The sequence below is a fragment of the Saccharothrix espanaensis DSM 44229 genome (assembly GCF_000328705.1).
Taxonomy (GTDB): domain Bacteria; phylum Actinomycetota; class Actinomycetes; order Mycobacteriales; family Pseudonocardiaceae; genus Actinosynnema; species Actinosynnema espanaense.
Genome location: NC_019673.1, coordinates 4,211,366 through 4,236,467, shown reverse-complemented (window position 1 = coordinate 4,236,467; position 25,102 = coordinate 4,211,366). Strand labels below are relative to the sequence as shown.

General features: G+C 74.8%; 22 protein-coding genes, 1 tRNA gene and 2 pseudogenes. 16 read left to right on the top strand and 9 right to left on the bottom strand.

The genetic code is table 11. From position 1 onward, the window contains the following. The first annotated feature begins 63 nt into the window (after positions 1-63). The 4 genes from BN6_RS18780 to BN6_RS18765 are packed head-to-tail and all read left to right on the top strand — an operon-like array spanning position 64 to position 1,403. Positions 64-285 carry a hypothetical protein gene (locus BN6_RS18780; RefSeq protein WP_041313242.1) on the top strand — a complete coding sequence of 74 codons (222 nt, stop codon included), beginning with the start codon at positions 64-66 and terminating at the stop codon, positions 283-285. Positions 286-297: 12 nt separating this feature from the next. After that, entirely contained in the window at positions 298-642 is a 345-nt protein-coding gene (locus tag BN6_RS18775) for a hypothetical protein (RefSeq protein WP_015101282.1), read from the top strand. Continuing rightward, on the top strand, positions 603-875 hold the full coding sequence (locus tag BN6_RS18770; protein WP_015101281.1) for a hypothetical protein: 273 nt from the start codon (positions 603-605) through the stop codon (positions 873-875). The genes BN6_RS18775 and BN6_RS18770 overlap by 40 nt, the downstream gene beginning before the upstream one ends. A 9-nt stretch (positions 876-884) precedes the next feature. Next, positions 885-1,403 (top strand): hypothetical protein, encoded by a 519-nt coding sequence (locus BN6_RS18765; protein ID WP_015101280.1) that lies wholly within the window; start codon positions 885-887, stop codon positions 1,401-1,403. Here the strand turns inward: BN6_RS18765 and BN6_RS18760 are convergent. Next, positions 1,373-2,653, bottom strand: coding sequence for a D-alanyl-D-alanine carboxypeptidase family protein (locus BN6_RS18760; protein ID WP_041313238.1), 1,281 nt, complete (start codon positions 2,651-2,653; stop codon positions 1,373-1,375). The two genes, BN6_RS18765 and BN6_RS18760, sit on opposite strands and share 31 nt — an antisense overlap. Before the next feature lie 457 nt (positions 2,654-3,110). On the opposite strand from BN6_RS18760, the pseudogene BN6_RS50250 reads away from it, so the two are divergent. The 3 genes and pseudogenes from BN6_RS50250 to BN6_RS18750 all read left to right on the top strand — a co-directional run. Next, a pseudogene (locus BN6_RS50250) lies at positions 3,111-3,332 on the top strand (hypothetical protein); the annotation flags it as partial. 40 nt (positions 3,333-3,372) lie between these two features. Further along, positions 3,373-3,810, top strand: a complete 438-nt coding sequence (locus tag BN6_RS47895; protein WP_015101277.1) for an AAA family ATPase — start codon at positions 3,373-3,375, stop codon at positions 3,808-3,810. Positions 3,811-3,988: 178 nt separating this feature from the next. Next, positions 3,989-6,712, top strand: coding sequence for a secreted protein (locus tag BN6_RS18750; protein WP_015101276.1), 2,724 nt, complete (start codon positions 3,989-3,991; stop codon positions 6,710-6,712). 75 nt (positions 6,713-6,787) lie between these two features. Here the strand turns inward: BN6_RS18750 and BN6_RS18745 are convergent, their stop codons facing one another. Together BN6_RS18745 and BN6_RS18740 are read right to left on the bottom strand one after the other, a co-directional pair. Next, positions 6,788-7,462, bottom strand: coding sequence for a S1 family peptidase (locus BN6_RS18745; protein ID WP_015101275.1), 675 nt, complete (start codon positions 7,460-7,462; stop codon positions 6,788-6,790). 385 nt (positions 7,463-7,847) lie between these two features. After that, positions 7,848-10,454 (bottom strand): helix-turn-helix transcriptional regulator, encoded by a 2,607-nt coding sequence (locus BN6_RS18740; protein WP_015101274.1) that lies wholly within the window; start codon positions 10,452-10,454, stop codon positions 7,848-7,850. Between the two features lie 83 nt (positions 10,455-10,537). Between BN6_RS18740 and BN6_RS18735 the strand changes: the two genes are divergently transcribed. Next, the gene (locus tag BN6_RS18735) at positions 10,538-11,755 is read left to right on the top strand and encodes a glycoside hydrolase family 3 N-terminal domain-containing protein (RefSeq protein WP_015101273.1); all 1,218 of its coding nucleotides are present in this window, start codon (positions 10,538-10,540) and stop codon (positions 11,753-11,755) included. Positions 11,756-11,994: 239 nt separating this feature from the next. On the opposite strand, the pseudogene BN6_RS18730 reads toward BN6_RS18735, so the two are convergent. From BN6_RS18730 to BN6_RS18720, 3 genes and pseudogenes are all read right to left on the bottom strand, one after another. Next, positions 11,995-13,404: pseudogene (locus BN6_RS18730) on the bottom strand (ATP-binding cassette domain-containing protein); the annotation flags it as partial. A gap of 44 nt (positions 13,405-13,448) precedes the next feature. Beyond that, positions 13,449-15,071: an ABC-F family ATP-binding cassette domain-containing protein gene (locus tag BN6_RS18725; RefSeq protein ID WP_041317287.1), complete on the bottom strand. Its 1,623-nt coding sequence runs from the start codon at positions 15,069-15,071 to the stop codon at positions 13,449-13,451. A 387-nt stretch (positions 15,072-15,458) separates the two neighbouring features. Continuing rightward, positions 15,459-16,331: an MBL fold metallo-hydrolase gene (locus BN6_RS18720; RefSeq protein WP_015101270.1), complete on the bottom strand. Its 873-nt coding sequence runs from the start codon at positions 16,329-16,331 to the stop codon at positions 15,459-15,461. A 75-nt stretch (positions 16,332-16,406) separates the two neighbouring features. On the opposite strand from BN6_RS18720, the gene BN6_RS18715 reads away from it, so the two are divergent. After that, positions 16,407-17,078, top strand: a complete 672-nt coding sequence (locus BN6_RS18715; protein WP_015101269.1) for a TetR/AcrR family transcriptional regulator — start codon at positions 16,407-16,409, stop codon at positions 17,076-17,078. On the opposite strand, the gene BN6_RS18710 is transcribed toward BN6_RS18715, so the two are convergent. Together BN6_RS18710 and BN6_RS18705 are read right to left on the bottom strand one after the other, a co-directional pair. Further along, a tRNA-Cys gene (locus BN6_RS18710) sits at positions 17,076-17,151 on the bottom strand. The genes BN6_RS18715 and BN6_RS18710 overlap by 3 nt on opposite strands. An 8-nt stretch (positions 17,152-17,159) precedes the next feature. Further along, entirely contained in the window at positions 17,160-17,846 is a 687-nt protein-coding gene (locus tag BN6_RS18705; RefSeq protein WP_231905336.1) for a class I SAM-dependent methyltransferase, read from the bottom strand. A gap of 160 nt (positions 17,847-18,006) precedes the next feature. On the opposite strand from BN6_RS18705, the gene BN6_RS18700 reads away from it, so the two are divergent. Next, positions 18,007-18,603, top strand: coding sequence for a VOC family protein (locus tag BN6_RS18700; RefSeq protein ID WP_015101267.1), 597 nt, complete (start codon positions 18,007-18,009; stop codon positions 18,601-18,603). Positions 18,604-18,768: 165 nt separating this feature from the next. Continuing rightward, the gene (locus BN6_RS18695; protein WP_015101265.1) at positions 18,769-19,179 is read left to right on the top strand and encodes a hypothetical protein; all 411 of its coding nucleotides are present in this window, start codon (positions 18,769-18,771) and stop codon (positions 19,177-19,179) included. A 72-nt stretch (positions 19,180-19,251) separates the two neighbouring features. On the opposite strand, the gene BN6_RS18690 is transcribed toward BN6_RS18695, so the two are convergent. Further along, on the bottom strand, positions 19,252-20,436 hold the full coding sequence (locus BN6_RS18690; protein WP_041313234.1) for a hypothetical protein: 1,185 nt from the start codon (positions 20,434-20,436) through the stop codon (positions 19,252-19,254). Between the two features lie 322 nt (positions 20,437-20,758). On the opposite strand from BN6_RS18690, the gene BN6_RS46780 reads away from it, so the two are divergent. The 5 genes from BN6_RS46780 (at position 20,759) to BN6_RS18670 (ending at position 24,906) form a co-directional block, all read left to right on the top strand. Continuing rightward, a complete protein-coding gene (locus BN6_RS46780) occupies positions 20,759-20,935 on the top strand; it encodes a hypothetical protein (RefSeq protein WP_158509408.1) in 177 nt (58 codons plus the stop codon). A gap of 323 nt (positions 20,936-21,258) precedes the next feature. Further along, positions 21,259-21,396, top strand: coding sequence for a hypothetical protein (locus BN6_RS47890; protein ID WP_015101262.1), 138 nt, complete (start codon positions 21,259-21,261; stop codon positions 21,394-21,396). Positions 21,397-21,491: 95 nt separating this feature from the next. Beyond that, entirely contained in the window at positions 21,492-22,136 is a 645-nt protein-coding gene (locus tag BN6_RS18680; protein WP_015101261.1) for a class I SAM-dependent DNA methyltransferase, read from the top strand. A 178-nt stretch (positions 22,137-22,314) separates the two neighbouring features. After that, positions 22,315-23,907, top strand: coding sequence for a carboxylesterase/lipase family protein (locus BN6_RS18675; RefSeq protein ID WP_015101260.1), 1,593 nt, complete (start codon positions 22,315-22,317; stop codon positions 23,905-23,907). Positions 23,908-24,231: 324 nt separating this feature from the next. Continuing rightward, positions 24,232-24,906 carry a papain-like cysteine protease family protein gene (locus BN6_RS18670; RefSeq protein WP_015101259.1) on the top strand — a complete coding sequence of 225 codons (675 nt, stop codon included), beginning with the start codon at positions 24,232-24,234 and terminating at the stop codon, positions 24,904-24,906. Positions 24,907-25,102 lie beyond the last annotated feature (196 nt).

Here is a 25,102-nt window from a genome sequence, read left to right as displayed (position 1 = left end):
GGCCGCAGCTCGGTCGCACTACCTTTCGATGCGGCGGCGGGACCGCTCGGTGGCGGGCGGTCGGTGGTGCTGTCCGGGCCCGGCGGGGTGGGCGAGTCCGAGCTGGCCGCGCGACGAGGTCCGTGGCTGGTGGTGCTCGACGACGTCCGGGATCCCGCCGAGCTGCGCGGGTTGTGGCCGCCCGGCGAAGTCGGGCAGGTCGTGGTGATGACCCGGCTGCCGGGCCTGGCGTTGCCCCAGGACGGGCTGCACGTCGTCGGGCTCGACGCGTTCACCGAGGACTAGGCCGAGCGGTACTTGACCACGGCGCTGGGCCGGGGCGCACCGGGGCTGTCCGAGGACCTGGAACGGCTACCGCCGGCGTTGGCGCAGGCGGCGTTGATCCGGGCCGACCCGGAACTCACCGCGACCGGGTACCGGCGGCTGCTGGACCGGCGGCGGGACCTGGCGGGCGGGCCGGGGGACGCGATCCCGGCGGACCGGAGCACCCTGGCCGCCACGTGCTCGCTGGCGCTCGACCACGCCGACGGCCCTGACCGCGCCGGTCCGCACGGGGTAGCCGGGTCGGTGCTCGGACTGGCCGCCCTGCTCGGCTCGTCCCGGTGGCGGTGTTCACCAGCCGCTCCTTCCTCGATCGCCTGACCGACCGCCTGCCGAGGCGGCGGTTCCGGCGGCGGGGCGCGATCACCGCCGGGATGACGGAGGCCGCGCTGGAGCGCCTGCGCCGGGTGAACCTGGTCACCGTCGAGCCGGGCCGGGGCCCACGCGCGGTCACCGTGCCCGATCCGGTCGGACGCGCGGTCCGGGAGGCGCTCGGCGGGCTCGGCGCGTCGGCGCACGCGGCCGGCTACGCCCTGCTGGACGTGTGGCCGTAGGACGACGACGTGGACCCCGACCTGGCCCAGGCGCTGCGGGCAGCGGTGGGGGAACTGCATGCACACACGGCCCCGGTGCTCTGGGACCACCACGGGCACACCGTGCTGGAGAGGGTCGGGGCATCACTGCTCCCAGTCGGGCAGGCCGGGGCCGCTGTCGCCCACGCGCGGGGACTCTGCCGGGAGTCGGCCGCCCACCACGACCCGGACGACTTCGTCACGGGGAACCTCCGGCACCAGCTGGCAGTCCTGTGCGCGCAGGCCGGTGATCAGGTCGGCGCGATCGCCGAGTTCGAGGCGGTGCGGGACGACCAGGCCCGCCGGCACGGACCCGACAGCGCGAGCGTCCTGAGCACGCGGGCGCTGATCGCCGGCCTGCGCGGCCAGGTCCGCGATCCGGCCGGGGCGGTGGCCGACCACGCCGCCCTGCCGGCGGACTACACCCGCCTCTACGGTCCCGACAACGTCGTCACGCGGTCCTGCCGACGCAACCTGGCCTACTGGCGGTCCGTGGCCGACGCGACCTGAGCCGCCCGCGCCCGCCGCTTGCGCAGGAACACCACCAGCCCCAGCGCCAGGCCGGCACCGGCGACGATCGTGATCGGCAGGCCGATGGTGCCGAACGCGTCCGGGTCGCGGACCTCCTGCGCGCCGGCCACCCCCGCCGGTGCGGGTACGGCCGGGGACGGGGTGGTCGGGGTCGGTTTCGCGGTCGTCGGCCGCCCGTCGACCAGCCGGCCGACCGGCTGCGTCGCGGGCAGCGCGAAGCCGTAGTCCAGCAGCAGCGCGGCCTGCTCGGTCAGCCGCAACGGCTGGGGCTCGCCGCGCAGCAGCACCACGACCAGCCGGCGCGAGCCGCGTTGCGCCGCGCCGACGAACGTGTGCCGGGCGTCGTCGGTGAAACCGGTCTTGCCGCCCAGCGCGCCCTCGTAGCCGGACAGCAGCCGGTTGTCGCTGCCCAGCACGACCGTTCCGTTGCCGTCCGCGGCCGGGAAGTCGACGGTCAGGGTGGCCATCGCCTTGGCGACCCGGGGCTGGCGCAGCGCGGCCCGGAAGATCAGCGCCATGTCGTAGGCCGACGTGCTCATGCCGGGGGCGTCCAGCCCGGACGGCGACGCGGCGCGGGTGTCCAGCGCGCCCACCTCGGCGGCCAGCGCGTTCATCTTGGCCAGCGCGGCGGGCACCCCGCCGAGCTTGCGGGCCAGCGCGTGGGCGACGTCGTTGCCGGAGACCATCATCAGCACCTGGAGCAGCTGGTCGACGGTGTACTCCGCGCCTTCGCGCAGGCCGACGCACGTGCACTCCTGCGCGGTGTCCTCGGCGGTCGCCACCACCTTGGCATCGCCCGCGAGTTCCTTGACCACCACGCTCGCCAGCAGCACCTTGATCACCGACGCCGGGCGCTGCCGGCCGTGCGGGTCCTGCCCGGCCAGCACCGCGCCGGAGTCCAGGTCGGCCAGCACCCACGCGGCGGCGTTGAGGCCGTCCGGGAGCTTGGGGGCGTCGGCGGGCAGCACCGGGCCGCAGCCGCCGAGCCCCTCGCCGCCGATCGGCTCCTCGGGCACCGGCAGCACCGACGGGGTCACCCCGCCCGGCGGGACCTGCTCGGAGGTGTCCACCGCCGGCGGCGGCACCCGGTTGTCGCAGGCCGGGGGCTGGGCCCTCACGTGGCCCCCGACGTGGGCACCTACCGCCGGGGCGCCGAGCGCGGCGGCGGCCACCAGCGCGCAGAGGGCCGACACCAGGGCCACGGGCCGTCGGGAGGCGGGAAAACGCACGCGGCACAGGCTAACGGCACCCGCCCCACGCCACGACGTGGACGGCGGCACCGGCCACCACCGCCGCGACCCCCGTGCCGTTGACCAGTACCTTGCGCCGGCCCGGCCGTCAGGCCGACCACGACACACGTGACGGCCGCCGCCGCGAAGGCGAGGAACCCCTAGGTGGCCCGCCGCACGGCGGGCCCGAGCACGTGCGGCTGCTGCTGGACGTGGGCCACGCCGACGACGCGCTGACCCACGCCACCACGGTGCTCGCCGCCGTGCCGGACGACCTGGCGGCGCTGCGCGTCGCCGCCTCGGCCGCGCGGGCCCTGGGCGACGAGACCCGGGCGGCGTCTTACGGGCGGCTCGCCGACGCACTCGACCCGGCCGCGGCGCACCCCACCGCGCCTGCCGCGCCTGCCGTCTCGGCGTCGCCGACCGTGCCCGACACCGCCGACGAGGTCCTGCGGCAGTGGAGCGCGAGCGAACCGCTGGTCGAGCCGGCCATCGGCGCGCTCGGGCCGGCCGGGATCACGATGGCCGACATTTGTGGCCTCGCCGAGGTGAAGAAGCGCCTCGAACTGCGGTTCCTGGCACCGCTGCGCAACCCCGAGCTGAGCCTGCCCTACGGCAAGTCCCTGCGCGGCGGTCTGCTGCTGTGGGGCCTCCGGGGTGCGGCAAGACGTTGATCGCGCGGGCGTTGGCGGGCGAGCTGGGCGCCGCCGCAACCGGCCGTGCGTGGTGTTCTTCGACGAGGTGGACGCCTCGGGCAGAAGCGCTCGCAGACGCGCGCCGGCGGGTCGTCCCTGCGCGGGGTGGTCGACCAGCTGCTCGCCGAGCTCGACGGCGCGACGACCGACAACGACGGCCTGTTCGTGCTGGCCGCGAGCAACCACCCGTGGGACATCGACTCGGCCCTGCTGCGGCCCGGCCGGTTCGACCGGACGGTGCTGGTGCTGCCGCCGGACGTGGCCGCGCGCGAGGCGATCCTGCGGTTCCACCTGCGCGGCCGGCCGATCGGGCGGCTCGACCTGGCGAAGGTCGCCAAGCCCGCGGCCGGCCTGTCCGGCGCGGACCTGGCGCTGGTGCGAGCAGGCCACCGAGTCGGCGATGGACGAGTCGCTGTCCGCCGGGCGGCTGGTCCCGATACGACGAGCTGGCCGCGTACCTGAAGAAGCGCCGCCGCTGAACCCTTGGTCCACTGTGGACATACAGGGAGCCGTCGCGGTGCGGACGGTTCCCCGGAACTCGGCTTTCCCGAGTTGAAACCCCACTTCTGTCGCTTGTCGCGTGGTGCGCCGCAGCGCTAGACATGGCTTGGGCGCAGGCCAATCCGAGGGGAATCGCACCATGCGCTTGACAGCGTTATCGGTAGCCGTGCTGCTCATGACCGGTCTGGCCACGCCGACCGTCGCCGCGCCCCCGGCGGCGGGTTCACCTCCGGGTCCGCTCCTGGGTTCGACTCTGGGTTCGACTCTGGGGTGGACGCTCGCCGGGACGGAACTGGTGTGGACCGCCCCCGCCCCGATCCCGCCCGGTGGCGCGGCCATCGAGTTCTGGGAGGGCGACCGGCTGCTCGGCCGGCCGCGCCCGTCCGCCGACCTGCGCACCTACACCCTCGACCGGGCCCGGGTCGACAGCGCGCAACGGCTCCAGGTCAGGGCTTCCGGCCGACGGCTCGACGCGGTGGAACCCGTGCCGGCGACGGTCGCGCCGCCGCCCGCCCCCGCGCCACGCCCCGCCGCGGCGGTCGATCCCGGCACGCCCGGCCCGTTCCCGACGACCACCGGCGAGTACGCGCTGGACCCGATCACCGTCCCGGGGTACGCGACGCCGATCGAGGTGCAGGCCGTGGTGGTCGCGCCCACCGACGCGCCCGGCAAGCGCCCGCTCGCGTTGTTCCTGCACGGCAGGCACTTCACGTGCTACGAGCCGGCCGCGCCGAACAAGATCCTGCTGTCGTGGCCTTGCCCGGCCGGGTCCAGGGCGGTACCCAGCCACCGGGGCTACCTCCAGGCGCAGCGCCTGCTGGCGTCGCAGGGCTACGTGACGGTGTCGGTGTCCGCCAACGGGATCAACGCCCAGGACGCGTTGGACCCCGAGGCCGGCGCGGGCGCGCGGTCGGCGCTGGTCCGCGCGCACCTGGCGAAGTGGGCCGACTGGGCGGGCCCCGACCGCGCTTCGGCACCGGCGATCGTCCGCGCGGCACCCGTCGCCGACCTGGCGAACGTGCTGCTGGTCGGGCACTCCCGGGGCGGCGAGGGCGTCAACCGGGCCGCCACCGACAGCATCACCGCGCCGCCGCCGGGCAGCGGCCACGACGGGCCCGCCCGCTGGACGATCAAGGGCGACCTGCTGATCGGGCCGACGATCTTCGGCCACAACCCCGCGCCGGACGTGCCGTCGGTGACCGTCCTGCCCGGCTGCGACGGCGACGTCAACGACCTCCAGGGCCAGCTCTACCTCGACGCGGCCCGCGGTCTCGGCCGGGGAACCGCGCTGCACAGCGCCCTGTACGTGGTGGGCGCGAACCACAACTTCTTCAACGCCGAGTGGACGCCCGGCCAGGCCGAGGCCCCGGCCGACGACGACTTCTCCAGCCCGCCCGCCGACGCGGTGTGCTCACCGGGCACCGCCACCCGGCTGACACCGGCCCAGCAGCAGACGGCGGGCGCGACCTACGTCGCGGCGGCGGCCCGGCTGTTCCTCGCGGGCGACCAGCGGGTGCTGCCCCTGCTCGACGGGTCGGGCGTGCGCGCCCCGTCCGCCGATCCGGCGCGGGTGCTCTCCCACGCGGTCGGCGGCGCGCGGACGCCGTTCGTCGTGCCCGACGACGCCACCACCGCCACCGGCAACGCACGGCGCTGCGACCAGGTCACCAAGAACGCGGCCACCGCGTGCGTCGACCCGGTCGAGTACCGGGGCTCGCCGCACTTCACCAGGTTCCAGGGGATCGAGCCCGAACCCGGCCGGTACGCCGTCGCGCTGGCCTGGTCCGCCGCCGGGCAGGCCGCGGTGGTGCGGCCGGGCCGGGAGGTGTCGCTGGCCGGGTCGCGGGAGCTGGCGCTGCGGCTGGTCGTGCCGCCGAACACCACCGGCACCGCCTTCGACGTGGCGGTCACCGACAGCGCCGGCCGCCGCGCGGAGCTGGGCCGGGTCACGCTGGACGGGCTGCCCGCCACCGGGCGGATGTCGGCCCGCTGGGCGCAGGAGGTGCGGGTGCCGCTGACGGGCGTCGACCCGCACCACGTCGTGGAGCTGGAGCTCGTCCCGCGCGGCGACGCCGGGCAGGCGTGGCTGGTGGACGCCTACGGCTGGAACGACGGCCTGCCCGATCCCGCGACGGGTGCGCTGCCCCGGGTCGACGTCGGCGTGGTGACGGCGGACGAGGGCGACTCCGGCACGCGGACCTACCAGGTCCCGGTGACGGTGACCGGCGACGGCCCCGGCGCGGTCCGGCTGTTCGCCTACGACGAGGTCGGCCGGGCGTTCACCCAGCGGCTGGTGACCGTCGAGCCGGGCCAGCACCTGGTCGAGATCCCGATGCAGGTCACCGGCAACACCCGGTGGAGCCCGGACGCGCTGCGCGTGCTGCTGGTCAAGGCCGTGCGCGGCACGGTCGCCGGCCGGTTCGCGGGCGGGCTGACCGTGCGGGAGGACGACCCGGAGCCGGTGCTCACCGTCGCCCCGGTCGCCGACCGGGTGGCCGAGGGCGGGGTGCTGGCCTGGCGGGCGGCCCTGTCCGCGCCGGCCGACGTGGGCATCCTGTGGGTGGGCGCGGCGACCGTGCCGGCTGACGGGCCCGAGCTGTCCAGCACCGACGTGGACGAGCAGTGGTTCCGCCGGCAGACCTACCAGGAGGACCCGCTGCCGTCCCGGCCGCTGTCCACCACCGGGCTGCGTTTGACGCTGTACTTCCCGCCCGGCGAGCTGACGGCGGAACTCGCCGTGCCCACCGCCGCCGACACCGACGCCGAACCGGCCGAACGGCTCCGGCTGGTCTTCACCACCTACCAGCCCGACAGCCGGGAGGTGGTCCTGACCGGTACCGTCACCGATCCGGCCACGCGGTAACGGTGCCGGGCACACGCTGACGGCGAGGTCGCCCGCGCCGGTGCTGCGGCGCGGGCGACCGGGAGTGCCTGGGGATCAGACGCCCGAGGTGGACCGGATCCACGCCCGGACGGCGGGCACGCTGCTGTACTGCTGCGTCGAGGTGCCGTCGGCCGTGGAGGCGACGCCGACCTGGAGGCCGTTGTACATCTGCGGGCCGCCCGAGTCACCGGACCACGCGTTGCCGTTGATCCGGCTGCTGCACAGCGCCTGGCCGCCGTAGTAGTCGCGGCAGATCGAGGTCACCCGGACGTTGGCGGTCTTGAGCTGCGGCGACACCGGGCCGTTGCGGCTGGTGTAGCCCCACCCGTAGATCTGGTTGGTGCTGCCGGTCGGCGGGTTGGCGTCGGCCAGCCTGGAGTACTCGCTGGTCTGGATCGGCGTGGCCAGCTGGAGCAGCGACGTGTCGGCCTGCGCGTGGCTGACGTACCGGGTCACCGAGCTGGGCGTGCCCTGGGCGCGCTGGACGTTGCCGACCCGGACCGTGAGGCCCGATCCGACGCAGTGCTTCGCGGTCAGCACCCACTGGGCCGAGATGATCGTGCCGGAACAGGTGAACGACCCGTTGCGGTAGACCGCCGCCGACCACGGCGCCGACGACACCAGCGTGCCGCCGATGATCATGGGTGAGACCTCGCCGCCGGGCGCGGCGTTCGCCGGGACGGCGGTCACCGCGCACAGCAGTGCGCAGGCAAGGATGAACGGACGCATGTAGATCTCCTCGTCCACTAGGCAGGGGGGACAAGCGGGGATCAGGATGGATGTCCGATTCCCCGGTCGGAAACGGGGAATTCCCGCTCCCCGCGCAACCGGGGTGCGGTCGCGCCCGTCGAGCCCCCGGGGTGGGGCCGGGTCAGCGGACCCTCGACCGTCCTGACGCCGACGTTGGGCCGACCGGCCACCCCTGCGCGGCCGACATCCCTCGACGACCCGCCGCGCACCGCGCACCGCGCACCGCGCACCGCGCACCGCGCACCGCGCACCGCGCACCGCGCACCGCGCACCGCGCACCGCGCACCGCGCACCGCGCCCGCGCACCGCGCACCGAAGCGGAGTGGACGCCGGGTCCACCCGAGCGCGCAAGGTGGTCGACCGGCTAGATCTGCGGGTTGCGCTCGCCGCGCAGCCGGGCCGCGAGCTGGGTGCGGTTGCGGACGTCGAGCTTGCGGTAGATGCGGGTCAGCGCGCCCTCGACGGTCTTGACGCTGATGTTGAGCCGGCCCGCCACCTCCGGGTTGCTGGCGCCCTCGATGACCTGGCGGGCGATCCGCGCCTCGAACCCGGCCAGCGCGGTGCCCTCCGGGGTGTCGCCGAGCAGCACCGCCGCCCGGCCCGCCCACCTGGGCGCGCCGCTCTCGGTGAACACCTCGCGGGCCTGCTCCAGCAGCCGGCGGGAGGCTCCCCGACGACGCCGCCTGCGTTCCGCGATGCCGAACGCGAGCAGGCCCCGGCCCAGTTGCAGCGGCTGCCCCAGGTCGCGGTGCGCCTCGACGGCGGCGCTGAGCGAGCGCTCGGCGGTCACGGGGTCCTTGAGCGCCAGCCGGAGCAGGCCGTCCGCGCGGTCCAGCGACGCGACCACGCCGCGCCGGCCCAGCCGCACCGCCGCCGCCCGCGCGCAGCCCACCACGCCGGCCGCCTCCTCCAGTCGGCCCACCGAGATCAGCGCCTCGGCCAGGTCCGGGCGGGTCGCGAAGACCGCCGGGTCGCCGAAACCCATGTCGAGTTCGAGCTTCACCGCCCGGCGCAGCGGCCCGACGGCGGCCTCCGGGTTGCCCGCGCTCAACGCCGCCAGCCCCTGGGCGTGCAGGTTGCGCACCAGGAACGACAGGTCGCCGTCGGCCTCGGCCCGCGCGGCTCCGCGCCGGGCCAGCGCGTCGGCCACCGCCGGGTCGCCGCCGTAGGCCTCGGCCAGCGCCGCCCCGTAGCAGGCCAGCGCCAGGTCGTAGCCCATGTCCTCGGCCAGCCGCAGGCACTCGGTGGCCCGGCGCAACGCGCTGCCGCAGCGCCCCATCGCCACCCACACCTCGATCGCGGCCCACGTCATGCCGATCACCTCGGCCAGCACGCCGCGCTCGCCGGCGTGGTCGAGCAGCGCGGTGAGGTGGTCCGACGCCGCCTGCAACCGGTCGGCGAACAGGTCCAGGCGGGCCGCCGCCCACAGCGTGCCGTCGTGCGTGACCACCATCGCCTCCGGCACGATCCGCCGGGCCAGGTCGAGCGTGCCGGCGGCGGTCGCGTCCCCGAGGGCCATCTGGCACAGCGCGAGCGAGCACAGCGACCGGACCTCGGTGCGCACGTCCTTGGCGGTCCGGGCGAGCAGCACGGCGTCGGCCAGGTGCCGGGCCGCGCCGCGCAGGTCGCCGCCCACCGCCGAGTGCACCGCGAACCGGTACTCGGCGGGCGCTTCCAGCGCGGCGTCGCCCTTCGCGCCGGTCAGCGCCTCCCCCACCATCCCGCCGGCCGCCGTCCGGGCGTAGCCGACGGCGTCGACCAGCACCAACTGGGCGCGCACCCGCTGCGTCCTCGGCACGCCGGGCGAGCGCAGCACGGCCTGGGCCAGCGCCGTCGCCAGCTCGTGGCGGCCCGCCCCCAACGCGTCGCCGGCGGCGCGCAACCGGCGTGCGGCGGCCCGTGCCGGGCTGTGCGGCGGGGTGCGCTCGGCGGCCAGCCCGCCCAGTTCGGCGGCCTGGTCGAGGGTGCCCCGGCGGCGGGCGGCGGCCGCGGCCCTCAGCAGGGCGACGGCGGTGGGCTCGTCGAAGCCGGTGACCGCGTGGGCCAGGTGCCGCGCCCGCTGCACCGGGTCGGCGGCCAGGCCGGCGAGCCGGGCGTGCGCCGCGCGGACCTCCTCCGGCGGCAGGACCAGCGGGATCGCGGCGGCCACCAGCGGCTGGCGGAAGCGCACCCCGCCGTCGGGGTCGACCCGGACCAGCGGGCAGTCCCGCAGCTCGGCGGCGGCCCGCGCGCGCCCGCAGTGCACCAGCAGGCGCAGGCCCGGCCGGTCCACCAGGCAGGCCACCAGCAGGGTCGCGCGGGTGTCGGCGGGCTGGGCGGCGAGCAGGTGGCCGACGACCCCGAGCAGCCGGGCCGGGACCGCGCCGGCCGATCCGGCCAGCTCCACCGCGTACAGCGGGTTGCCGCCGGTCAGCCGGACGTCGACGCGGCCGTGCCGGGCCATCAGCTCGGCGGTCGCCGCGACGGTCAGCGGCGGCACCTCGACCACGTCGCCACGCCACCAGGCCACCGGTTCCCGGGCCGCGCCGAGCGCCCGCGTCCGGGCTCTGACCAGGGCGAACGCCAGGACGTCCGCGGTGGCGTCGTCGACCCACTGGGCGTTGTCCACCACGACCACCGGATCGACCTCGCGGAACACCGCCAGCACGGCCTGCCGCAGCGCGAGCGGGTCCGGTTCGCCGGCACGGCGGCGCAGCGCGCGGTCCAGCGCGTCGCGTTGTGGCTCCGGCAGGTCGACCCGGACGTCGGTGAGCAGGTCGGCGAGCAGGTCGGCGAGCACCAGGTGCGGGATGCCCCGGTCGGCTTCCACCGGGCTGCTGCGCAGCACCGGGCCTCCGGCGGGTGAGCCGGCCAGGACGGCGTCCACGAGTGCGGTCTTCCCGATGCCGACCGGGCCGTGCAGCAACAGCCGGCCGCGCGCGAACCCGGCCCGCACGGTGGCCAGCAGCTCGTCCCGACCGAGGAGATCCATGTCACCACCGACCGTACTGGCGGCGGCAACCGCCCCACCACGGCCGAGAGGTGGCCGCGCCGCCCGTGCCGTAGGTTGGTCCGGTGCGGAACGAGCTGCCGATCGGGCGTCGCGGCGGCCCGAAGACCGGGACGCGGACCTTGCTGGCGTCCGCGGCCCTCGGCGCTCTGCTCGCGGCGGTACTGCTCGACCCCGGGCCGCACGACGCCGGCGGGCAGGTGACCGGGAACCCGGTGGCCGCGTCCGCTCCCCGCACCTCCGCCGAGTCGCAGGTGTCCTCCCCCACCCGGGAGGCGTCGCCCTCGCCGCCGCCGGACCCGTGCGTGCCCAAGGTCGCCGCGCTGTCGCTGCGCCACCGCCTCGCGCAACTGCTGATGGTCGGCGTCGACCCGCGCGGCACCGCCGACGCGCTCGGCCTGGTGCGGGGCGAGCAGGTCGGCGGCATCTTCATCGGCGGCGACGACACCGGCCTGCTCTCCGCCGGGCTGGACGCGGTGCGCGGCGCGGCGGCGTTGCCGCTACAGGTGGCCGTGGACGACGAGGGCGGCCGGGTGCAGCGCGTCGACGTGCTGGACGGCTCCATCCCCAGTGCCCGGGAGATGGCCGCCGCGCTGTCGCCCGCGCAAGTGCGGGTGCTGGCCCGGGACCGCGCGGCCGCGCTCGAGAAGCGCGGGGTGAGCATGGACCTCGCCCCGGTGGTCGACACCAGCGGCCAACCCGCCTCGACGGTGATCGGCGACCGCTCGTTCAGCGCCGACCCGGCCGTGGCCGCCGAGTACGCCCTGGCCTTCGCCGAGGGCCTGCACGAGGTGGGCACCACCCCCGTGCTCAAGCACTTCCCCGGGCACGGCAACACCAGCGGCGACTCGCACCAGGGCGCGGTGACCTCGCCGCCGCTGGACGCGCTGCGGCAGACCGACCTGGTGCCCTACCGCGACATCGGCCGCTACGGGCGGGTCGTGGTGATGCTCGGGCACATCGAGGTGCCGGGCCTCACCGGCGGCCTGCCCGCGACGCTGAGCCCCGAGGCGTACGCGCTGCTGCGCGGCGAGTTCGGCTTCACCGGGCCCGCGATGACCGACGACCTGGGCGCGATGCGGGCCGTCACCGACCGGGTCGACCTGCCCGAGGCGGTCCGCCAGGCGCTGGCCGCCGGCGCGGACATCGCGCTGTGGTCCAGCGGCGGCCGGGCCGGCGAGGTGCTCGACCACCTGGAAGCCTCGGTCGCCGCCGGAACCCTCCCGGCGACCCGCGTGGACGAGGCCGCCCGCCGCGTGCTCAAGCAGAAGGACGCCTGCTGAACCGGGGTGTCCCGCTGTCGCTCACGCCGGGCACGTCCCGACCACGGCACCCCCGGCCATCCTGATCTCCGCGCCCCGCCACCGGCCGCGCAGCCACCGGTCGTGGCCGGCCACGACGATCGCGCCGGGACCCGGGCCCAACGCGTCCTCCAGCTCGTCGCACAGGGTCGGGCGAGGTGGTTGGTCGGCTCGTCCAGCAGCAGCAGTTCCGGCGGGTCCGCGACCAGCAGCGCCAGCCCGAGCCGGCGGCGCTGCCCGGCGGAGAGCCAGCCGACGGCGGTGTCCAGGTCGCGGTCGCCGAGCAGGCCCAACGAGGTCAGGGGCACGGCCTCGGCGCGCTCGGGCCCCAGGACCCGTTCGTAGGTCTCGCGCGCGGTCCGGTCCGGGTGGTCGAACGCGGTGTCCTGGGCGAGCAGCCCCACCGTCAGGCCCGGCCGCCGGCGCACCTGTCCCCCGTGCCACAACGTGCCGGCGAGCACCGCCCGCAGGGTCGACTTCCCGGCCCCGTTCGCGCCGGTGACCAGCAGGCGCTCCCCCTGCGCGACCACCAGGTGCTCCACGGCGAGCCGGCCGGGCACGTGGACCCCGTGCAGCGACACCGCGTCCTCCGCGCCCTCCCAGGTCGCCAGCCCCGCCGGGCGGAACTCCAGCGGTCGCGGCGGTTCCGGGACGCGGGTGCGTTCGAGGGTCTCCAGCCGGCGGGTGGCGTTGCGGACCCGCCGCGCGATCTGGTTCTGCACGCGCCCGCCGGAGTGGCCGTAGCCCATCTTCTCGTTGTCGCGCTTTTCGCGGTTCGGCGCGACCTGGTGGGCGGTGTCCTGCGCCGCGTGCCGCAACGCCGCCAGTTCCTCCTCTTCATCGGCGTGCCGCCGCCGCCACCGCTCCCGGTCGGCGCGTTTGCGGGCCACGTAAGCGGTGTAGCCGCCGCCGAAACGGGTCGGTCCGCCCAGCGCGGGGTCGAGGTCGACCAGGTCGGTGCACACGGCGTCGAGGAACGCCCGGTCGTGACTGGCCACCACGACGACACCCGGCAACGCGCGCAGGTGCCCCTCCACGAAGGCCATCGCCTCGTCGTCCAAGTGGTTGGTGGGCTCGTCCAGCAGCAGCGCCGACGGCCGCCGCACCAGCAGCGCGGCCAGCGCCAACCGGCCGCGCTGCCCGCCGGACAGCGAGCCCAGCGGGCGCTCGGCGGGCAGGGCGGCCAGGCCGAGCCCGCCGAACACCAGCGCGGCACGGCGGTCGGCGTCCCACGCGTCGCGGTGCTGCGCGCGGTCGAGCCGGTCGGCGTAGGCGGCCGGCAGGCCCTCGTCCTGCGGCGCGTCGGCGAGCGCGGCGGCCAGCCGGTCGAGTTCGGCGAGGTCGTCACGGGCGTCGCGGACCGCGTCGGCGAGCACGTCGGCGATCGTCGCGCCCGGCGCGAACGGCAGCTCCTGGTGCAGGAAGCCGACGTCGTCCGGCCGGGTGACGGTGCCCGCGTCCGGCCGGTCGAGGCCGGCCAACAGGCGCAGGAGCGTGGACTTGCCGACGCCGTTGTCCCCGATCAGCCCGATCCGGTGGCCGGGGGCGGCGGTGAAGGACAGCCCGTCGAGCACCCGGCGCACGCCCAGCACGCGGACCAGGTCGTGGGCGAGCAGGGCGGGTGGAGGCATGGCGGACATGGGCATGGCGGAACCCCGGAGGTGGTCGGGACGGGTCAGGGCGCGGTGGTGTCGAGCAGTCGCCCGTCCACCAGCCGCAACCGGCGGCCCACCCCGATCTCGGCCAGGAACCGCTCGTCGTGGCTGACCACGATGAACGCGCCCCGGTACGCGTCGAGCGCGCTCGCCAACTGGCCGACGCTGACCAGGTCCAGGTTGTTGGTCGGCTCGTCCAGCAGCAGCAGTTGCGGCGCGGGCTCGGCGAACAGCACGCACGCCAGGGTGGCACGCAGCCGTTCCCCGCCGGACAGCACGCCCACCGGCAGCGCCGTGCGCGAACCCCGGAACAGGAACCGGGCCAGCAGGGTCATCCGCTGCGCGGGCGGCAGCGAGGGCGCGTACGCGGCCAGGTTGTCGGCCACGCTGCGGCCCGGGTCGAGCAGGTCCAGCCGTTGCGACAGGTACGCCACCCGTCCCGGGTGCCGGGTGACCCGGCCCTCGTCCGGCTCCAGGTCGCCGTCGACCACCCGGAGCAGGGTGGACTTCCCCGAGCCGTTCGGGCCGGTCAGCGCGATCCGCTCGGGGCCCCGCACGGCCAGGTCGACGCCGGCGTAGAGGTCGCGGCCGCCGCGCCGGACGCGCAGGCCCTCGCCGACGAACAGCGTGCGCCCGGCGGGCACCTCCGTGCCGGGCAGGTCGAGGGCGAGCTTCCGGTCGTCGCGCAGGTTGCCCTCGGCCTCGTCCAACCGGGCCTTCGCGGCGGTCAGGCGGGCCGCGTGCACCTCGTTCGCCTTGCCCGCCGACTCCTGGGCGTTGCGCTTCATGGTGCCCGCGAAGATCCGCGGCAGACCGGCGCTGCCCAGGTTGCGGGCGGCGTTGCCGGCCCGGCGCTGCGCGCGTTCCCGGGCCTGCTGCAACTCCCGCTTCTCCCGCTTGACCTCCCGCTCGGCGGCGCGGACCTGGTGGTCGGCGAGCTCGCGCTCCGCCTGCACGGCGGCCTCGTAGGAGGTGAAGTCGCCGCCGTGGAAGCGGATGCCGCCGCGGTCGAGCTCGGCGATGCGGTCCATCCGGTCCAGCAGCTCCCGGTCGTGGCTGACCAGCAGCAGGCAGCCCGACCAGTCGTGCAGCACGTCGTGGAGCCGGTGCCGGGCGTCCCGGTCGAGGTTGTTGGTCGGCTCGTCGAGCAGCAGCACGTCCGGCCGGCGCAGCAGCTGCGCGGCCAGCCCGAGCGAGACGACCTGCCCGCCGCTGAGGGTGTCCAGCCGGCGGTCGAGGTCGAGCGCGCCGAGCCCGAGCCGGTCGAGCTGGGCGCGGGTGCGCTCCTCGACGTCCCAGTCCGCGCCGATGGTGGTGAAGTGCTCCTCGGCGGCGTCGCCGGACTCGACGGCGGTGATCGCGGCCAGCACCGGGGCGATGCCCAGCACCTCGGCCACGGTCAGGTCGCCGGTCAGCGGCAGGGTCTGCGGCAGGTGGCCGGGCACCCCGTCGACCGAGACGCTCCCGCCGGTGGGCCGCAGCTCACCGGCGATCAGCTTGAGCAGGGTCGACTTGCCCGCGCCGTTCGGCGCGACCAGGCCGGTGCGCCCGCCCGGCACGGAGAAGGACAGGTCCTCGAACACGGGGGTGTCGTCCGGCCAGGAGAACGACAGGGACGAGCACACGATGAACGCGTCTGACACGGAACAGACCTCGGAGGTGATGAACGGGCGCACGAAAGCGACACCGCTGGTGGATGTGGGGGAACGACGACATGACCACGGCGGCCCGCACCACGCGCGCACACCAGTGGTTCACCAGCTCCGGGGCTCACCCGGAGATGTCGTCTTCACCTGCCACGTCACCACTCCTGATCTCGGGACACCTGCGATTCGACCGTAGCACAACCCTCCACAAGGCACCTCCCGATATCCGTCCGGACCACAGTGGACAGTGGATTTCCGCACCTGGCGGCGGTTCCCGGCCGACTCCCGCCCCCACGAACCGCCGCAGCGAGCCGCCAAGCCCGGCCCGGGGTGGGGGTCGGGCTCGGCCGGGCACAGGTCGGGCACCAGCACGGGCGGGTGCGGTCAGGCGGATTCGTGGAAGGCGCGCGCGGTGAACCCGATCCACTCGGGCTGCTCCCAGGTCGAGCGGCCTTCGCGGGCGGTGCGCCCGATCTCCGCCGACACCTCGTCGAACGACTTCCCGTCGGCCGCCAGCCGGGTGACCTCGGTGCGGACGTGGTCGAGGTAGTCGCGGACGTCGCCGATCAGCGCGGCGTCGCCGACCTCGCCGTGACCGGGCACGACCACGGCGGGGTCGAGGGCGCGCAACCGGTCGAGCACGGCGATCCACCGCTCGGCGTCCGCGTCGACGTCGAACGGCGGGAAGTGCGGCACGATCGGGAACATCCGGGTCTCCACCAGGTCCCCGGTGAACAGCACGCGGTCGTCCACGAGCACGGTCTGGTCGCCCGCGCTGTGCGCCGGCCCCCGGTGGTGCAGGACCGCCGTGCGCCCGCCCAGGTCGAGTTCGACGCGGTCGCCGTCGTAGGCGATGTCGGGCCCCACCAGCCGGACGTCGGCGAGTTCGGCGGCGATCTCCGGCCCGAGGCCGGCGAACATGTCGAGGTAGGCCGCTCCCTTGCGGTGCAGCTCATCGCGCTGCGCGCGGTTGTAGACCACGGTCGCCACACCTTCGAACACCTGCGCGCCGAACCCGTGCTCCGGGTGGAAGTGCGTCGTGGTCAGGTAGAGCGGGCGGTCCCCGGCGAGCCGCCGGGCCTGGTCGAGCACGTACGCGCCGCTGCGCGGCCCCAGCCCGGTGTCCACGACCAGGGCGGCCCGCTCGCCGACCACGATCCCGACGTTGGGAACCAGCGGCACCCGCCCGTCGGGGATCACGAACACCCCCTCGGCCACCTCGACCGGTTCGCCGCGCACGATCGGTTCGCTGCCCACGTCCGACTCCAATCTGATCAGTGTTCAGATGGCCTCGACGCTAGCACCTGATCTGAACACCGCTAAGATCAGGTCATGACCGGACGGCCCTACCACCACGGCGACCTGCGCGGCGCCCTGCTCGACGCGGCGGAGTCGCTGGTGCGCGAACGGGGCGCCGACGGCTGGTCGCTGCGCGAGGTCTCGGCCCGCGTCGGCGTCAGCCCCAGCGCCGCGTACCACCACTTCGCCTCGCGGGACGCCCTGGTGCGCGCGCTGGCCGGCCGCGTTCTCGCCGGGCTGGGCGACGACCTCCGGCACGCCGCCGCACGGGCCCGGGGTCAGCGCGCGGACCCGCTGCGACGCCTGGTCGCCCTCGGCCGCGGGTACGTGCGGTGGACGCTGGCTGAGCCGGCGGTGGCCGCGCTGGCGTTCGGACCGCACCACGACGAGCCCGGGGCCCCGCACCCCCACGACGTGCTCTGCGCCGAGCTGGACCGGCTCGTGGCCGCCGGCGGCCTGTCCGACGCGGCCCGCCCCGGTGCCGAGTTCGCGTTCTGGGCCGCCGTGCACGGGCTGGCCACCCTGCTGCGCGACGGGCTGATCCGGCTCGACGGCCCCCGTGCCGTCGATCGCGAGGCCGAGCGGCTGGTCCGGGCGGTGCTGACCGGTCTGGCGGAGCCGTCGCACCCGTCCCGGGCGCGGTCCGCGCACACCGAGCGCTCCGGCGTGACGACCACCGGGACCTCGGGTGGCCAAGAGGGGTGACGGGCGGCTGGATTCGAACCAGCGTTCCCCGGCTGTGCAGGCCGGTGCGACTGCCTCTGCGCTACGACCCGTCGCGGACGATCATAGCGGGGCCGTCCGGGTGTAGTACGAGTACACCGCGGGTTGGCCGGTGTAGTTGGGCCCGGCCCGGTCGTCGGCACCGAGGTACCCGAACGGCAGGCTCACCTCCCGCCGCCCGACGCACCCGACCCGCCGCCGGCGCGCGTCGTAGTCGAACCCGGCCGCGCGCACCGCCGCGCTGAGCGGCCGACCCCACGCGGTGCCGCGCTCGGACCTGATCGCCGCCAGGTCGAGGTTCGCCGCCAGCACGCCGTCGTCGGCGAGCCAGGACGCCGACCGCGCCGGCACCCCCAGCTTGTCGCCGACGTAGTGCAGGCCGTGCACGCAGGTGATGAGGTCGAACGCGCGGTCCGGCCGCCACGACGCCACCGACGCCGTCACGGACTCCACACCCGGCACGGGCGGCCCGGCGAAGTGGTCCACCAGGTCGACACCGGTGATCCGCACCCCCGGGTCGGCCACCGCCGCAGCGCACTCCAGCAGCGCGGTGCCCGTGCCGCAGCACAGGTCGAGCCACTCGACCATCCCGGACCGCGCCGCCGCGCGCCCGGCGAGGAAGGCGGCCACGTCGAGGCCGAGTTCCCGGCCGTACCCGTTGGACCCGGCGAGCCCGCGTTCGCGGTTCATGTCGCGGTTCGCGACGACCGACGACCGTTCCAGCTCTTCGTTGTCCAGCAACCGTTCCACACCCCAGTCCAACCGGACCGGGTGATCGCCGCGCCGAGCGTGGAGCACCCCGCCGGCCAGGTGGCGAAGTCGGCGTGATGCTCGCCGACGGGCCGTCCTGCCGTTCGCTTGAGCAAATAGCTCCGTGTCGTTTTGGCGCGTCCGGGCTTAGGTTCGGGCCGTGGCGAACGAACTGACGATTCCGCTCCTGCCCTGTCGGGACATCGACGAAATGGCGTCCTTCTACGAGATGCTCGGCTTCTCGATCACTTATCGGCAGACGCGGCCGAACCCGCACATCGCCTTGCAACGCGAGGACATCAACCTGCACTTCTACGGGATGGACGGCCACGTCCCGGAGCAGTCGCACAGCACGTGCCTGATCATCGTGCAGGACACCGGGCCGTTGTTCGAGGCGTTCGCGGCGGGGATGCGCGCCGTGCACGGGAAGTTGCTCATCTCCGGCATCCCGCGCATGACCAGACCTCGGCTGCGCAACGACCGGTACACCGGGTTCACCGTCATCGATCCTGGTGGCAACTGGATCCGGATCAACAAGGCCGCCCAGGAACCCGAAGCACGCACCAAGCTCGCGAAAGCCATGGAGAACGCGGCACGGCTGGCGGACGCGAAGGGCGACGAGCGGCAGGCGTTGAAGATCCTCGAAGGGGCGCTCAAGCAGACCGACGGCTCCGAACCGGAACTGCGGGACGCCCAGGCCTACCGCGACGAGTTGATCGAGCGGATCACCGGATCCGGGCCTCGTCCAGGCGATTGATCGCGCGACGGACCGCGACGCCCTTGTCCGACCTCGGGCGCAGCAACCGGCCCGCGTCACGGCCTTCTGCCGGCCGGAGGCCGCAGGGCGTCCGCACAGGTGTGACGGCGACGCGGACCGGGCACTCGGAGGTCGGCAACCCGACTCCCCGCAAGGAGAATCCTGGTGTTACCCAGTCGATCGACGCTCGCGGCGTTCGCCGGCCTCGCGGCCCTGCTCGCCACGACGGTCACCGCCACCCCGGCCACCGCCGCGACGGCCCCGCCCGACCCGGGCGCGGCGAGCGTCGAGGTCCGCTACCACCCCGGCGACGAAGCTCCCGAGCACGGCCCGAACTCGTTCGTGATCACCGTGTCGAAGTGCCCGCCCGCCTGGTACGTCGAGTACAAGTGGGGCACGAAGTCCGACCGCGTCAGGGGCAAGTGCGGCGACACGATGTCGTTCTCCGTCGCACCGCTGGGCACGACGGAGTACCCGCTCCAGTGGCGGACGTGCAGCCTGATGATGTGGAAGAAGCCGCCGCTGCCGTACTACAGCTGCCGCCCGTACAAGGACGCCGTCGTGCGCACCGGCTGATCCGACCCACGCGGAGAACGGCTGCCCGCGCGATTCGTCGCGTGGGCAGCCGCACGCGGCCCTGTCGGTGGGTCAGTGGCCTGCCGTCGCCTCCAGTGCGGCACGGCGCGCGGTCACCTCGTCCGGGTCGTCGCCGTAGACCAGGAGCTGGAGCGTGCTCTGCCGGACCGGGCTGTCGGTGCGGGTGGTGTCGTGGCCGGAGGTGATCAGCAGGCCGCCCGCCGCCAGCGCCGGGCGCAGGTCGGCCAGCAGGTCGGCCATCGGCGCGGCGACGGTCAGCTTGAGCGACTCGGCGGGCCCGTCCAGCGCGTCCGGGCGGACCGATTCCAGCGCCAGCAACGGGATCGACCCGCCGGTGATCCGGAAGTTCAGGTCCAGCAGGACGAGCCGGCCGTCGCCGGTCTGGGCGCAGTCCAGGCTGCACAGGCCGCGGTAGCCGACGTCGGCCGCGCGCTGGGTGGTGGCCAGGCACTCGGCGAGCAGCTCCGGCGGCGGCGCGGCGACCATCCCGAACCGACCGCCGACGTAGACGCCGATCTCGTCGACGCGCTGCTCGGTGACGGCGAGCAGCCGGGCCACCCCGTCCGCGCCGACGTAGAGCTGGATGCCCCAGTTGCGCAGCAGCCGCAGGTACTCCTCGACCACGAACTCGCCGAGCACCTCGGTGAACGCGGGCAGCACGATCGGCTCGCCCGCCTCGTGCAGGTAGACGTCGAGGCTCGCGCCGTGCGCGTCGTTGGTGGCGGCCTTGAGCACCCAGGACTTCTCCGACGGGGCCGCGTCGACCAGGTCGCCGCGCGGCACGACGCTGCGCCGGGCCTGGAAGCGCGGGTCGACCAGCGTGGAGATGCTCGCCTTGTTGTTGAGGTAGCCGACGAGCTGGGCGGTCTTGACCGCGCGCACGTCCGGGCACAGCGACGTCGGCTGCGGGTACTCCATCGAGATCCGCAGGCCGTCGCTCATCGTCTCGGCCACCCGGGCCGCGAACTCGGCCTCGCTGCGGAACTCGCGCAGGTCGGTGCCCACCGGCAGGCCGCCGTCGCGCAGGTGCGCCAGCAGGACCGGGTCGGTGCCGCCGGTGCTGCAGATCAGCGTGGTGTCCCCGGCGACGGCGATCGGCCGGGCGGACAGCGAGTCGCGGGTGGTGCGGTGCCTGCTGTCGGGCACCTCGGCCTCCAGCGCGGGCCGGGCGGCGACGGCGACGTCGGGGCCGTACACGTCGGCGAGCGTGCGTGGTGCGCCGATGGTCGGCGGCACGAGCGTGGGCAGGCTGATGGGGTTCCCCCGTGAGGTGAGTCCGCCACGCCCCACCGGTGCGGCGGGGTCGGCGGAGCGCAGCGTGGACCGTGCAGTGCGGATGGCACCGGGAACGACGGAATGGCGTCCACTGCCGGGCCCGGATCTTCAGCGGGCCGGATTCTGCGAAACCGTGGGCGAACAGCCCGGAGTCGGGCCGTGTGACCCCACACTCTCACGTTTTACCGCGTCACCCAACCGACGTCCCCCGCCGGCGCGCTGGTCGTGGGTCGCGAACGCCGTCGCTGCACAGCCGCGCGACGACCCAGCCGACCGACAGGCCGTGCCGAGCAGCAGCGTGCCCGGGTCCAGCGGGACCACCGTCGGACCGCCCGGCGGGACGGTGGAGCTCAGGCTGCCCGCGCTCGCGGCGAGCGTCAGCAGCACGAGCGACCAGCGTGCCGACGCCCACATCGCGGAGCCCGGTCCGGCGGCCAACACCAGGAAGCCGGTGCGGTAGGCCCTCGCCGCGCCCCGAGCCCCGAGCACCCGGATCCCCGGTGCCTTCGCCAGCCGCCGGGGCGTTGACCTGCGGTTTCAGCGTGATCATTGGGCCGTTCGGAGGCAGGTCACAGCGGGTTATGCTTGGACTTCAAGTTCTGTTGAAGTCAAACGAGCGCTCATGACCCAGACCCCGACCGACCTGCTGGCATCCCGCTGGCCGAGGTCGCCGAGGTGTTCGCCGGCCTGCCCGGCGACCGGATGCCGGGCACGAGCGACTGGACCCGCATCGCCGAGCGGTGACGCGACCACCTCGACGACCGGCGGCGGGAGGTCGAGCGGGTGGAGCGTGGCCTGACCGGGTGCATCGGCTGCGGGTGCCTGTCACTGCGACGCTGCCGCGTCCTCAACCCGGACGACAGCCTGGGTGTGCTCGTGCGGATCGTCGGCCACGAACAGGTCGGCGCGTCGATCAACTGATCGAGCAGTTCCACCGGACGGCACCCGACCCCGTGACCCGGCCGGGGTCCTCCTCCGAACGCCGCGCCACGCGGCCGTGGATACCCTCTCGTGCCATGCAACCGGACGACTGGCTCGCGGACACCCGGACCTCCTACGACACCGTGGCGGACAGCTACACCGACCTCCTGCGGGACACCCTGCCCACCAAGCCCTACCTGATCGGGGTGCTGGCGATGTTCGCCGACCTGGTACGGGCGGCCGGTGGCGGGCCCGTCGCGGACGTGGGGTGCGGCCCTGGGCACGTGACCGCGCACCTCGCCGGGCTGGGCGTCGACGCGTTCGGGATCGACCTGTCCCCCGCGATGATCGACAACGCCCGGCGCGAACACCCCGACCTCCGGTTCGAGGTCGGCTCCATGACCGACCTCGACCTCGCCGACGCGTCGGTGGCGGGCCTGCTCGCGTTCTGGTCGCTGATCCACATCCCGGACGAGGCCCTGCCCACCGTCCTCAAGCACTTCCGCCGGGTGCTGCGCCCCGGCGCGCCGCTGATGGTCGGCTTCCACGTCGGCGACCGCTCGACCCTCAAGACCGAGGGCTACGGCGGCCACCCGATGAAGGTCCACGTGCACCGCCGCACCCCTGAGCAGGTCGCCGAGCGGCTGCGCGCGGCCGGGTTCGCCATCGAGGCTTACGTGCTGTTCGACCCGGACGAGCCGACCCCGGGCGCGGCCGTTTTCGCACGTCGCCCGGCATAGTCCCGGCGATCGGCGGTCCGCGCCCCGAGCAATCGCACGTCCCAGCCCCGGGCAATCGCACGTCCGGGGAGGACGCCACCGATGGCGCAGCAGCGGCCGGGTGATGCCCTCTCGACCGGTGCCGGCCACGTCTTCGAGCATGGGCTCTCGCATCCGTCTACGGACAGGGGTGAGCCTGATGGGACCACGATCCCGACTCGTCGCGGTCGTCTGCGCCGCGGCGTTCGTGCTGTCCGGGGCCACCGGCCCGACGGCACCCGCCGCGGCACCGGAGTGCACGGCCGGCACCGAGGTGCGGACCGCCGAGGGCCTGGTGTGCGGGGTGGTCGGCACGGGGGTGACGTCGTGGCTCGGCCTCCGCTATGCGGCACCGCCGGTGGGCGGGCTGCGCTGGCGGCGGCCGGCCCCGGTCACGCCGTGGTCGGGCACCTTCGCCGCCACCGAGCCGGGCAACCGGTGTCCGCAGCCCGGACAGGGCACACCGCGCACCGCCGAGGACTGCCTGAACCTCGACGTCCGCGTCCCGCTGGAGCGGGGCCCCGGGCCGCTGCCGGTGATGGTGCAGATCCACGGCGGCGGTTTCCTGCTGTTCGGCCCGACCGACGCGAGCCGGATGGCCGCGACCGGCCGGGTGATCAGCGTGGAGATCAACTACCGGCTGGGGGTCCTGGGTTTCCTCGCCGCCGAGGCGCTGGGCCCGCACTCCGGCAACTACGCGCTGCAGGACCAGCAGGCCGCGTTGCGCTGGGTGCGCCGCAACATCGCGGCGTTCGGCGGTGATCCCGGCAACGTCACCATCTACGGCGCGTCGGCCGGCGGGTCGAGCGTGTGCGCGCAGCTCGTCTCGCCCGCCGCGCGCGGCCTGTTCCACAAGGGGATCAACCAGAGCGGTCACTACAACTCGTTGCTGGGCAAGGACACTTCGTGGCAGCCGCAGGACTGCACGGCGCAGTGGCCCACCGAGCGCGAGGCGCAACAGGCCGGTGCCCGGTTCGCGGCGGCGCTGGGCTGCACCGACGACGTCGCCGCCTGCCTGCGCGCGCTGCCCGCCGATCGGCTGGTGGCGCAGGCCGGTGACGGACTGGCCCCGGACAGCGGCACGATCGCGCCGGTCGTGGACGGGGTCACCATCCCGCTCTCCCCGGCGAAGGCGATCGAACGCGGCCGGCTCAACCCGGCCCGGGTGATGACCGGCGTGGCCCGGGACGAAGTGCAGCTGGAACCGGCCGAAACACCCGAGCGGTACCGGGAGCTGGTCCGGGAGCAGTACGGCGCGCACGCCCCGGAGGTGTTCGCCCGCTACCCCCTGGAGCGCTTCCCGGAGCCCGCCGCGTTCCTGGCCTACCGCACGATCGTCGCCGACTCCAACTCGGTGTGCCCCTCGCTGCTCACCGCCCGGCGGCTGGCCCGGCACCTGCCGGTCTTCGCCTACCAGGTCGACAACCCGGATTCGCCGCCCGCCGGGTGGCTGGACCAGACCAAGCCCAACGGCGCGTTCCACGTGTCGGAGAACAACTTCCTCTACGCCGTGGGCAGCGACACGTGGAACGCCAACCAGAGCGCGTACGGCCGGCAGCTCGTCGCGCAGTGGACCGGGTTCGCCCGCACCGGCGACCCCACCGTCACCGGCACGCCGCTCTGGACCCCGTACACCGGCGACGATCCGCGCGTCATGTCGTTGCTGCCCGCCGGGGACAGCGCGATGACGGGCGAGATCGGCCGCCAACACCAGTGCAACTTCTGGCACCGCATCACCCCCGAACCCAGGTGACCGCGAGTGGATCAAATCGTCCACATAGGACATACGGCGAGTTGAGCCGGTATTCCACGAAAACTACGATGGTTCACGGCCGGTGAACGGGCCGTGAATGTTCTCGGTGTAACGCGAGCGGCGAGCGCAGCCGGCGGCGGAAACGCTGCTACTGGAACGTTCCGCGGCCACGCGCCGGGGGTGAACGGTCACGCCGCACCACGGCGGGAGCGGCCGGCCGTTGTCCGCGAACGGGTGGGGTGAGCACGGTGGTCCCAGCCGGCCGTCCCGTCAGCGGGCGGCCGGCGTGGAATCGAAGTTCCCCTTCCTGCAAGGAGAATACTCGTGGATCGGAAACTCACCCGTCGGGGACTCCCCTGCCTGGCAAGCGTCGTCCTCGCCCTGACCGCGGTGCTCGCGCCGACGGCGTCGGCGACGACCGACCAGGACGTCCCGCACGGCCTGATCAAGACCCGGGAGCACACCGAGGTCCGGGAGGTGTCGCCGCCGGCGGCGGCCCTGGCCGGGGTCGAGCCCCAGGCCGCCAAGCGGCTCAACTACACCCAGCAGGTGCAGCAGCAGGACCAGTGGTGCTGGGCCGCGACCGGCGCGAGCATCGAGCGCACGCTCGGCGTCACCACCAGCCAGCAGACGTTCTGCGCGGCGGGCAAGAACTCGTCGCCGGGCTACTGCCCGAACGAAGGAGCGGAGATCCCGGAGATCGTCGACGGCTTCCGCGGCACCGGCTTCACCGCCGAGGACGCCAACGGGACGATCAGCTACGCGTCCATCACCCAGCAGATCGACGCGGGCATCCCCCACCTGACCGGCATCTACTGGACCGCCGGCGGCGGGCACGCCGAGGTGATCTACGGCTACGACACGACCAACCAGACCATCCTGGTCGGCGACCCGTGGCCCGCCTACCAGCGGTACCAGACCTGGTCCTACAACCAGTACCGGCGCAACGCCCGCTTCACCTGGGGCGACACCATCGTCAACATCACCAAGGCCCCGTAGTCCGGTCGTGACCCGCCGGGACACCGCGTCCCGCACACCGGTCGCACACGCGTCGGCGACGCCCTCCCCGCGTGTTCCACGAGGGCGCGCCGGCGACCGGTGCGGCGGTGCGGTGCCCGGCGGGTCCCCGACCTCCGACCACGTCGAGTCGGTTGCGACGCAACAACTCCCGGGAGCCGACCGGACCTGACCGGTC

Coding starts and splice junctions, on each gene's coding strand:
- BN6_RS18675 (WP_015101260.1), top strand. CDS start 22,315: ATGGGACCACGATCCCGACTCGTCGCGGTCGTCTGCGCCGCGGCGTTC.
- BN6_RS18745 (WP_015101275.1), bottom strand. CDS start 7,462: ATGCGTCCGTTCATCCTTGCCTGCGCACTGCTGTGCGCGGTGACCGCC.
- BN6_RS18740 (WP_015101274.1), bottom strand. CDS start 10,454: ATGGATCTCCTCGGTCGGGACGAGCTGCTGGCCACCGTGCGGGCCGGG.
- BN6_RS18750 (WP_015101276.1), top strand. CDS start 3,989: ATGCGCTTGACAGCGTTATCGGTAGCCGTGCTGCTCATGACCGGTCTG.
- BN6_RS18715 (WP_015101269.1), top strand. CDS start 16,407: ATGACCGGACGGCCCTACCACCACGGCGACCTGCGCGGCGCCCTGCTC.
- BN6_RS18680 (WP_015101261.1), top strand. CDS start 21,492: ATGCAACCGGACGACTGGCTCGCGGACACCCGGACCTCCTACGACACC.